This window comes from Campylobacter sp. JH32, assembly GCF_017846535.1.
In the GTDB taxonomy this organism is placed as follows: domain Bacteria; phylum Campylobacterota; class Campylobacteria; order Campylobacterales; family Campylobacteraceae; genus Campylobacter_D; species Campylobacter_D coli.
In genome coordinates, this window is sequence record NZ_JAEQBS010000001.1 from 251,581 (window position 1) to 262,500 (window position 10,920).

Genomic DNA, 10,920 nt, shown 5'->3' on the forward strand with positions numbered 1-10,920 from the left:
CTTTCCTTACATATATAATCCGCCATTAATTTTAAGCACATCACCTGTCACATAAGAAGCATAATCACTTAATAAAAATGCTACACAATTTGCAACTTCTTCAGGTTCTGCAAAGCGTTTTAAAGGGATATTATCTTGATATGCTTGTTTGATTTCATCGCTTAAAATCTCTGTCATATCACTTTTAATAAAGCCTGGAGTAACACAATTAAAACGCAAATTTCTACTTGCTCCCTCTTTAGCGAAAGATTTAGTCATAGCAATCATTCCACCCTTGCTCGCAGAATAATTAGTCTGACCGGCATTCCCCATTTCACCGACAATTGAAGCAATATTCACAACCGCACCAAAACGCTTTTTGCTCATTGTTTTTAAAGCCTCTCTACAACCTAAAAATGCAGAACTCAAATTTGTATCCACTACACTTGTAAAATCTTCGAGTTTCATTCTTAAGGCAAGTTTGTCGTTTGTAACACCTGCATTATTTACAAGATAGCTAAGCTCTCCATCGCTTTCTACTATAGTTTTTATCCCATTTTCAAACTCATCTTCTTTGCTTGCATCAAATTTAATCACAGCTGCATTGCCGCCTTGCGCAAGAATTTCATCTTTTAAAGCATCTGCAAGTTCTGGTTTTGAGCGATAATTAATCCAAACTTTTAATCCAAAACTTGCCAAAGTTTTTGCAATAGAAGCACCAATACCCTTACTTGCACCTGTAATCAAAACATTTTTTCCACTAAATTTCATTTCTATCCTTAAAAAAAATATAAAATTAAATTTTAACAAAAATCTATATCAAAAGGCAAACAGATCAAAATAAAGCCTCATTCATCTCTTTTGGAATTTCTAAATTTAATATTTTAAGCACACTTGCAGCGATATTACTAAGTCCCATATTTTCCTTAAGCTTATCTACTCCCTTAGCTTCTACAAAAACAAAAACATCAAAAGTTGTATGATTGGTCAATAAATTTCCTTTTTTATCTTGCATCGCTTCACAATTTCCATGATCACTTGTAATGATAAAGGCATAATCATGCTTTCTTGCACACTCGACCACTTCGCCCAAACAAACATCTACTGCTTCTACAGCCTTAATGGCAGCATTAAAATCTCCTGTATGGCCTACCATATCACCATTTGCAAAGTTCACCACTATAAAATCTTCGCCCTTTTCTATCCCTTTTTTAACCACATCGCATACTTCAAAAGCACTCATTTCAGGCTTTTCGTCGTAAGTTTTTACCTTTGGACTTGGGATTAAAACCCTTGTTTCATTTTCCAAAAGTTCTTCTTTTCCTCCATTGAAAAAGAAAGTAACATGAGCATATTTTTCAGTTTCTGCAGTATGAAGTTGAGTAAGTCCTGCTTTGGAGATGGTTTCAGAAAGTGTATTTTTAATTTCTTCTTTTTCAAAAAGTACTGGAATATTAAATTTATCATCATAAACACTCATAGTAAGCAAATTTTCAAACACTTTTTCTCGCTCAAATTCCTTGAAATTTTGAGAATTTAAAACTTCGATGAGTTGTTTCATTCTATCATTTCTAAAATTAACAAAAATCAATCCATCATCTTCTTGCATGCCTTTATAATTCTCGTTTTTAGCCGCTTGAATAAATTCATCAGTTGTTTCATTTTGATAACATTCTTCTATATAATCAACCCAATTTGACACACCCTTGCTCTTGCCTAATAAACAATCATAATATTCCTTAACTCTTTCCCAACGCTTATCTCTATCCATAGCATAAAAACGGCCACAAAGCGTAGCAAAATGCACGCCTATTTCCTCACAATGATTTTTTAGCTTTCTTATAAATTCTAATCCACTTGTAGGACTTACATCGCGTCCATCAGTAATTGCATGTGCAAAAACTTCATTTCCATTTTTGGCACAAATTTCAAGCAAGGCATTAAAATGTGTATCCATAGAATGAACCCCACCATCGCTATATAAACCAATAACATGCACTCTTTTGCATTTTTGTAGAAGTTTTTTTAAATTTGCGTTTTTTTCAAGTTCGCAACTCTCTATAGCTTTATTAATACGCACTAAATTTTGATAGATAATTTGCCCACTACCTATACACATATGGCCCACTTCGCTATTTCCCATTTGCCCTTCAGGCAAACCTACCGCTAAACCACTAGTTTTAATTAAAGAATTTGGTACTTCTCTAAAAAGCCTCTCATAATTTGGCTTTTTAGCAGCCTCAAAAGCATTAAAATCTTTTTCTTTGTTAAAACCTATTCCATCTGTAATAACTAAAATACATTTTTGTCTCATTTTTTACTCTTTTATAAGAAATTTTTTGGCTAGATTTTACTAAAATTAAGCTTTTAAAAACCAAAAAGAAGGCTAGCTTTTGTATTATCTTTCTTATTTTAGTGATTATGCTTTTTTTACTTATATCAGTGTACGCGCGGGCTTTGCATTTTTCATTGCTTTATGCTTGTCTTTATTTATCATGCCTAAATTTATTGCTTGGGCTAAAAACAAAAATGCAAATCAACCCATTTATGAACTAGCACCCCAAACTCACAAGGTAAAATCTCAAACGCCTACAATGGGTGGGCTTATCTTTATAGGTTGTGCAGTCTTTACAAGTCTTCTTTGTGCTAAATTGGATAATGTATTTACAATCACCGCCTTGCTTTGTCTTGTGCTTTTTTGCCTTATTGGACTTGTGGATGATTTGGGTAAAATTTTAAAAAAAGACAACCACTCAGGACTTAGCCCAAAAATGAAACTTTTAGCACAAATAAGCGTAGGATTAATCTGTATTTTACCTTTATATTTTAGCCCTGAATTTAATACAGAATTTTATCTTCCTTTTTACAAATATCCGCTTTTTGATATGAAAATTTTTGCTCTTGCTTTTTGGATTTTGGTCTTAATCTCCAGCTCTAATGCTGTCAATTTAACCGATGGACTTGACGGACTTGCAACAGTTCCTAGCATTTTTTCTTTATCTACCTTAGGTATATTTTTATATTTGAGTGGAAATTTAAATTATAGTGAATATTTGCTTTTACCTAAAATTCAAGGCTTGGGCGAGGTAGTGATTATCTGTGCTGCATTGATTGGAGCTCTTATGGGATTTTTATGGTATAACTGCTATCCTGCACAAGTTTTTATGGGAGATAGTGGAAGCTTAGCCTTGGGTGGATTTATAGGTTTTTTAGCCATCATAAGCAAAAATGAAATCTTGCTTTTACTTGTAGGCTTTGTCTTTGTGCTTGAAACCATTTCTGTCATTTTACAAGTGGGAAGCTTTAAAATTTTCAATAAAAGAGTATTTAAAATGGCGCCCATACACCATCATTTTGAAAAAATAGGCTGGGTAGAAAATAAAATCATAGTGCGTTTTTGGATGATAGCCTTGCTATCTAATTTACTTGCGCTTGCATCGATAAAGTTAAGATAATGAGAATTTCACTTTTTGGATATGGTAAAACCACACAGGCAATAGCTAAAAATTTAGCCAATCAATTCGGCCCTTTTGATATCTACGATGATCATTTTCAAGAAAAAAGCAAGGATGAATGGGGTAATCATCTTTTAAATCCTAAAGAATTTGATGAAAAAGTAAGCGAGCTTGAAATTCCAAGCCCTGGCTTTCCACCTAACCATAACCTTATAAAAAAAGCAAAAAAATTACAAAGCGAATATGATTTTTTTTATGATGCTATGCCAAAATCTGTTTGGATCAGTGGTACAAATGGTAAAACCACAACCACACAAATGGCTACACATCTACTTTCACATGTTGGAGCAGTAATGGGAGCAAATGTCGGTTTTCCTCTGGCTGAGCTTGATTTAAATGCCAAAATTTGGATACTTGAAACTTCATCTTTTACACTTCACTACACCCATACTGCAAAACCCGAAATTTATGCACTTCTACCTATAAGTGCGGATCATCTTTCATGGCATGGAAGCTTTGAAAATTATGCAAAAGATAAATTGAGCGTTTTAGAAAGAATGAATGAGTGTGATATTGCAATCTTGCCTGAAATTTACGCAAAAACACCTACAAAAGCTTATATTATCTCTTACAAAGATGAATTTGATCTTGCTCAAAAAATGGGTATCGATATAGAAAAAATATCTTTTAAAAGCCCTTTTTTGCTTGATGCTGTCATGGCTTTAAGTATAGAAAAAATTCTACTTGATAGTCTAAGCTATGAACTTTTAAATCAATTTATCATGGAAAAAAATAAACTCGAAGAATTACAAGATAGTCAAGGTAGACTTTGGGTCAATGATACTAAAGCGACCAATGAAAACGCTGTAATGGCCGCTCTTAACCGCTATAAAAATAAAAAAATTCATCTTATTGTGGGCGGCGATGATAAGGGTGTGGATTTAAGCGCTTTATTTAATTTTATGAAAAATTTCAACATAGAACTCTATGCTATAGGACTTAGCACTCAAAAAATGCTTGATTATGCTTTAAAAGCAAATTTAAAAGCTCGTAAGTGTGAATTTTTAGAAAATGCTGTACAAGAAATTTCCAAAACGCTAAAAAACAATGAAGTAGCTTTATTAAGCCCTGCTTGTGCAAGCTTAGATCAATTCAGCTCTTATGCTCAACGTGGAGAAAAATTTAAAGAATGTGTAGGTAAAATTTAATTCACCCCCCCCCCATCACATATTAATTTTTATCAAACACTAATTTAAAACGACTCGTATTCGGCTTAGAATTAAAATTCATTTATTAAACAACATACCTTGATAAAAATTTATCTCAAGTATAACATTCATTCTCGCCAACAAGAATAAACAATCATAGTCTATCCACCCTAACCCAACATTAACCCCTAACCCAACCAAGAAGTGTATACCTCCCAACCATAAAACCTCAATAAACACTATAAAATAAACTTGAGTGATTAAAAATCCAACCCAATTATTGAACAAACCCAAGCTACATAATAAAATATAAACTAGACATATAAAGAACAATTGACACATAAAAATAGATTGAATAAATAAACCTATACAAGTAAACATAAAGATTAATTATTGATACAAAAGATTTAATAAATAAAAAGAATAATTGAGATATAAAAACATATAAACTAAACAACTCAAACAACCATTAAATCAACCCAAACTAATAAACAACCATAGCTTAAGCTGACAACCCAACCAATCAATTTAAATATAAAACTACAAATTAAATCAACCCAAGCTAATTAAACTTCAAACTAATTAATCAAACAAACCAATGAATATAACCTATAACTGATTAAATTAAATAAATTAATAAACTAATCAAGCAATGACTAATAAAGTATTTAAAACCAACAAAAGCATAAATCAATTAAACTAATGATTGAATATAAAAATAATAAGTTGTAGATAAGTAAAAGCATTATACAAAGCATTCTAAGCTGATTAAATACAATTAGAACAAAAGCATAAATCAATCCAAGCCAATTAAACATAAACATAAAAGAACAATGAATACAAAAACATATTTAATTAGCATAAAAACAAATTCAATCAATAAAAAAATAATTAATACAATAATAGATTTAATAAACATAAAAAAATAATTAAATATAAAAACAACGATTGATATATAAAAACTAAGATTTTAAATCTATAAGAATAAGATAAAGTAGAATTAACAAGTCCGCAATGAGCTACTTTCCCCCTGCCAGTAAGGCGTAGTATCATCACCCACGATGTGCTTAGCTTCTTGGTTCGGGATGGAGCAAGGCGTTTCCACATCTGTATGATCACGGACATTGTTATTTAAATATTCTTTGAAAGATTTAACTTAAGAATAAAGCTTTTATTTTTTATTCTATTGTTTTATTTTTTTGCTTTTCTTCTATTCTTTTTTATTTTTCTTTTTTTGTTTTTTAATTTTTACTTTTATCTTTTAAATCTTATCTTTCATCTTATCAATGAATCAAATCTTTACTCTCTTTGATAAGTTTTTATTTTAGAATACTTAAAAAACAATGTTAAGAGCAAGTTCTAATACAAACTCTACTTGAAAGATTTCTATTAAACTCTAAATATTATCTATATTCAAAGTCTTCTTAAAAACCTTAACAAGGAAGTGATGCTTTATTAAAGATAAGCCAAACGCTCTATTAGTACTGGTCAGCTAAAGGACTTTCATCCATTACACACCCAGCCTATCAAACTAGTAGTCTTCTAGAGAGCTTAGAGAAGATTCATCTTAGAGTTGGCTTCACGCTTAGATGCTTTCAGCGTTTATCCTTTCCAAACTTAGCTACGCTGCGATGCTCTTGGCAGAACAACAGCTACACCAGTGGTTTGTTCAACCCGGTCCTCTCGTACTAGGGTCAAATCTCTTCAATCTTCTTACGCCCACGGCAGATAGGGACCGAACTGTCTCACGACGTTCTGAACCCAGCTCGCGTACCGCTTTAAATGGCGAACAGCCATACCCTTGGGACCTGCTCCAGCCCCAGGATGCGATGAGCCGACATCGAGGTGCCAAACCTCCCCGTCGATGTGAGCTCTTGGGGGAGATCAGCCTGTTATCCCCGGGGTACCTTTTATCCTTTGAGCGATGGCCCTTCCACACAGAACCACCGGATCACTAAGACCGACTTTCGTCTCTGCTTGACTTGTATGTCTTGCAGTTAAGCTGGCTTATACCTTTATACTCTACGAACGATTTCCAACCGTTCTGAGCCAACCTTTGTAAGCCTCCGTTATTATTTGGGAGGCGACCGCCCCAGTCAAACTACCCACCAGACATTGTCCCACTTGAGGATAACTCAAGCTGGTTAGCTACCCAAATAAGAAAGAGTGGTATCTCAACAATGGCTCATATACAACTGGCGTCATATACTCAAAGCCTCCCACCTATCCTGCACATTCTTATCCAAATAGCAGTGTCAAGCTGTAGTAAAGGTCCACGGGGTCTTTCCGTCTTGCCGCGGGTAGGAGGAATTTTCACCTCCACTACAATTTCACTGGATCCCTCTTTGAGACAGCTCCCATCTCGTTACGCCATTCATGCAGGTCGGTATTTAACCGACAAGGAATTTCGCTACCTTAGGACCGTTATAGTTACGGCCGCCGTTTACTCGGGCTTCGATCAAGAGCTTCGCTAATGCTAACCCCATCAATTAACCTTCGAGCACCGGGCAGGCGTCACACCCTATACATCCTCTTACGAGTTAGCAGAGTGCTGTGTTTTTGGTAAACAGTCGGGAGGGACTCTTTGTTGTAAGTTTCTTCGCTTTCGGAGTAAATCCTAATACGAAGCGAACCACACCTTATACCGAAGATACGGTGCTATTTTGCAGAGTTCCTTAAAGAGAGTTCTTCCACGCGCCTTAGAATACTCATCCCACCCACCTGTGTCGGTTTACGGTACGGGCAACATTAGCTAAACTTAGAAACTTTTCTTGGCTCGACGGCATCAGGGGTTCTTCTATCCATCCGAAGACTTCAAAAAGCCTTTCAGTTCTCGGAGTATTGTTATACGGATTTGCCTGTATAACCTCCTACGACCTTAGACTAGCACTTCCATCCGCTAGCCCCCTTAGCCCTAAGCGTCCTTCCATCGCACACTAATGTTGGTATTGGAATATTAACCAATTTGCCATCGTCTACCCCTTTCGGACTCGACTTAGGACCCGACTAACCCTACGATGACGAGCATCGCGTAGGAAACCTTGGGTTTACGGCGTTAATGATTCTCACATTAATTATCGCTACTCATGCCTGCATGCTCACTTCTATTCGCTCCAGCACTCCTTACCGGTATACCTTCGACGCAAATAGAACGCTCTCCTACCACTTGCACACAACTTAAACTACTTAACTTTAGTCTAAGAATATTTTTACTGATTTTACTAAGTTTTATTTCTATCTTTACTCTATAAAAATCAGTAAAAATATAACTAAACATATAACTTAGTTTCTCATATTCTAAACTTAAATAATCTAAGTTGTGCGCAAGTCTACAGCTTCGGTACTTACTTTAGCCCCGTTATATTTTCCGCGCAAAATCACTAGACCAGTGAGCTATTACGCTTTCTTTAAAGGATGGCTGCTTCTAAGCCAACCTCCTGGTTGTTTAAGTAACTTCACATCGTTTTCCACTTAAGTAAGATTTAGGGACCTTAGCTGGTAGTCTGGGTTGTTTCCCTCTTGACGACGGATTTTATCACTCGCCGCCTGACTGCTGTGATTACATATAAGGTATTCGGAGTTTGATAGGGTTTGGTACATTGGTGTATGCCCTAGCCCATTCAGTGCTCTACCCCCTTATATTACGACACAACGCTATACCTAAATATATTTCGGAGAGAACCAGCTATCACGAAGTTTGATTGGCCTTTCACCCCTATCCACAAGTCATCCCGGGGCTTTTCAACGCCTATGGGTTCAGTCCTCCACTAGTTCTTACACTAGCTTCAACTTGCTCATGGATAGATCACTTCGTTTCGGGTCTGCAGCATCTGACTAAGCGCCCTATTCAGACTCGCTTTCGCTACGGCTTCGCGTTTGCTTAACCTTGCCAGACACCACAACTCGCAGGCTCATTATGCAAAAGGCAGTCCATCACCCTGTATTGCTACATAGGGCTCTGAATGATTGTAAGCAAATGGTTTCAGGTTCTATTTCACTCTGATCACCTCAGTTCTTTTCACCTTTCCCTCACGGTACTTGTGCACTATCGATCTGGTATTAGTATTTAGGGTTGGATCGTGGTCGACCCAGCTTCAGACAGGATTTCTCGTGTCCCGCCCTACTCAGGATACTGCTAGCTAAGGTTTGTTTTTCGCATACGGGACTATCACCCTCTATGGCTATACTTTCCAGAATGTTCTGCTAAACTCACCTCTTGCACATTGCAGTCCTACAACCCCCAGTGCAAGCACTGGGTTTGCCCTCTTGCGCTTTCGCTCGCCGCTACTGACGCAATCTCTATTGATTTCTTTTCCTGAGGGTACTAAGATGTTTCAATTCCCCTCGTTCGCTCCTATATAGGTAATGTATATCTCTATACATTGGGTTGCCCCATTCGGAAATCTACGGATCAAAGCTTCTTGACAGCTCCCCGTAGCTTATCGCAGTCTAGTACGTCCTTCATCGCCTTTACCAGTCAAGGCATCCACCATTCGCTCTTAGTAGCTTACCTTTTTTACCTTCTTTAGCGTCAAGGCAAAGCCTTGACTAAGAAGCAAGCTAAAGACCTACCCCGCCAACCTAAAAGATATTAGGCTGATAAAGTAAGTTAAAGACTAATAGTCTTTCTTGCTTCTTCTGCTAAGAATATGCATAAAAGTTAGATATAATCTAACTTCTACCTTTTATTATTGATTCTAAAACGCATCACTTCCTTGTTAAAGTTTTTACGATAAGACTTCATTATCTTAAGACGGAAAGCATTCAAACACTTAATATAAATACTAAAAATATCTAAACTAAGTCGTGAGTTTGAAACTTATCTTTAATTTAAAATTTTAGATCTAATATTCTCTTTATTATAAAAAATAAAGATAGTTAAAAGATATAAATAAAACCAAAGAAAAGATAATTGAGTTTTATCCTTTAACAAGTCCTGTAAAATTGTTTTTATTAAAACTTGCTTGTGACTCTTAACAATGATAATTATAAAGAACATTTAGGTTTAAAACCTAAAGGAAGTATATGGTATATAAAGTATATTTATAAATATATACTTGCTTTAGATTTTAAAGCTTGATTTCAAATCTTGTTTTTATCTTTTTAAGATTGATACTTCTATGGTGGGCCTAACAAGACTTGAACTTGTGACCTCACCCTTATCAGGGGTGCACTCTAACCAGCTGAGCTATAGGCCCTTAATAAATGGTGGAGAATAGCGGGATCGAACCGCTGACCTCCTGCGTGCAAAGCAGGCGCTCTCCCAGCTGAGCTAATTCCCCATAAACAATTAGCTTTATCATCAATCTTTGAAATCTAAACAAGAATCAATTGAGTTTATAATGAAGTAATAGTTGTGAGACTTATTACTTTGTACTCTAGAAAGGAGGTGATCCAACCGCAGGTTCTCCTACGGTTACCTTGTTACGACTTCACCCCAGTCGCTGATTCCACTGTGGACGGTAACTAGTTTAGTATTCCGGCTTCGAGTGAAATCAACTCCCATGGTGTGACGGGCGGTGAGTACAAGACCCGGGAACGTATTCACCGTAGCATGGCTGATCTACGATTACTAGCGATTCCGGCTTCATGCTCTCGAGTTGCAGAGAACAATCCGAACTGGGACATATTTTATAGATTTGCTCCACCTCGCGGTATTGCGTCTCATTGTATATGCCATTGTAGCACGTGTGTCGCCCTGGGCATAAGGGCCATGATGACTTGACGTCGTCCACACCTTCCTCCTCCTTACGAAGGCAGTCTATTTAGAGTGCTCGGCCGAACCGTTAGCAACTAAATACGTGGGTTGCGCTCGTTGCGGGACTTAACCCAACATCTCACGACACGAGCTGACGACAGCCGTGCAGCACCTGTCTCTAAGTTCTAGCAAGCTAGCACCCTCTTATCTCTAAAAGGTTCTTAGGATATCAAGCCCAGGTAAGGTTCTTCGCGTATCTTCGAATTAAACCACATGCTCCACCGCTTGTGCGGGTCCCCGTCTATTCCTTTGAGTTTTAATCTTGCGACCGTACTCCCCAGGCGGTACACTTAATGCGTTAGCTGCATTACTGAGATGACTAGCACCCCAACAACTAGTGTACATCGTTTAGGGCGTGGACTACCAGGGTATCTAATCCTGTTTGCTCCCCACGCTTTCGCGCCTTAGCGTCAGTTGAGTTCCAGCAGATCGCCTTCGCAATGGGTATTCTTGGTGATATCTACGGATTTTACCCCTACACCACCAATTCCATCTGCCTCTCCCTCACTCTAGACTATCA

The 10,920-nt window shown here is 36.8% G+C and carries 4 protein-coding genes, 2 tRNA genes and 3 rRNA genes (1 of these 9 only partly in view); 2 read left to right on the plus strand and 7 right to left on the minus strand.

The window, feature by feature from the left end:
• Window positions 1-6: 6 nt before the first annotated feature.
• Both fabG and gpmI read right to left on the minus strand, forming a co-directional pair.
• On the minus strand, window positions 7-750 hold the full coding sequence (fabG, locus tag KAR67_RS01270) for a 3-oxoacyl-ACP reductase FabG (RefSeq protein ID WP_002782188.1): 744 nt from the start codon (window positions 748-750) through the stop codon (window positions 7-9).
• 64 nt (window positions 751-814) lie between these two features.
• The gene (gpmI, locus tag KAR67_RS01275) at window positions 815-2,293 is read right to left on the minus strand and encodes a 2,3-bisphosphoglycerate-independent phosphoglycerate mutase (protein WP_002793620.1); all 1,479 of its coding nucleotides are present in this window, start codon (window positions 2,291-2,293) and stop codon (window positions 815-817) included.
• A 79-nt stretch (window positions 2,294-2,372) separates the two neighbouring features.
• Between gpmI and mraY the strand changes: the two genes are divergently transcribed.
• Both mraY and murD read left to right on the plus strand, forming a co-directional pair.
• A complete protein-coding gene (mraY, locus tag KAR67_RS01280; protein ID WP_002778429.1) occupies window positions 2,373-3,434 on the plus strand; it encodes a phospho-N-acetylmuramoyl-pentapeptide-transferase in 1,062 nt (353 codons plus the stop codon).
• The gene (gene murD / locus KAR67_RS01285) at window positions 3,434-4,642 is read left to right on the plus strand and encodes a UDP-N-acetylmuramoyl-L-alanine--D-glutamate ligase (protein WP_162284563.1); all 1,209 of its coding nucleotides are present in this window, start codon (window positions 3,434-3,436) and stop codon (window positions 4,640-4,642) included. Before mraY ends, murD begins: the two co-directional genes overlap by 1 nt.
• A 1,006-nt stretch (window positions 4,643-5,648) precedes the next feature.
• Here the strand turns inward: murD and rrf are convergent.
• From rrf to KAR67_RS01310, 5 genes are all read right to left on the minus strand, one after another.
• Window positions 5,649-5,765: ribosomal RNA gene (gene rrf, locus KAR67_RS01290) — 5S ribosomal RNA — on the minus strand.
• 334 nt (window positions 5,766-6,099) lie between these two features.
• Window positions 6,100-9,155, minus strand: a 23S ribosomal RNA gene (locus tag KAR67_RS01295).
• A gap of 608 nt (window positions 9,156-9,763) precedes the next feature.
• Window positions 9,764-9,840: transfer RNA gene (locus KAR67_RS01300), tRNA-Ile, on the minus strand.
• Window positions 9,841-9,848: 8 nt separating this feature from the next.
• A tRNA-Ala gene (locus KAR67_RS01305) sits at window positions 9,849-9,924 on the minus strand.
• Window positions 9,925-10,024: 100 nt separating this feature from the next.
• Window positions 10,025-10,920 (minus strand): 16S ribosomal RNA (locus tag KAR67_RS01310) (it continues 617 nt past the right edge of the window).
• The 16S, 23S and 5S rRNA genes sit together here with 2 tRNA genes alongside, the layout of an rRNA operon.

Coding starts and splice junctions, on each gene's coding strand:
- murD (WP_162284563.1), top strand. CDS start 3,434: ATGAGAATTTCACTTTTTGGATATGGTAAAACCACACAGGCAATAGCT.
- fabG (WP_002782188.1), bottom strand. CDS start 750: ATGAAATTTAGTGGAAAAAATGTTTTGATTACAGGTGCAAGTAAGGGT.
- gpmI (WP_002793620.1), bottom strand. CDS start 2,293: ATGAGACAAAAATGTATTTTAGTTATTACAGATGGAATAGGTTTTAAC.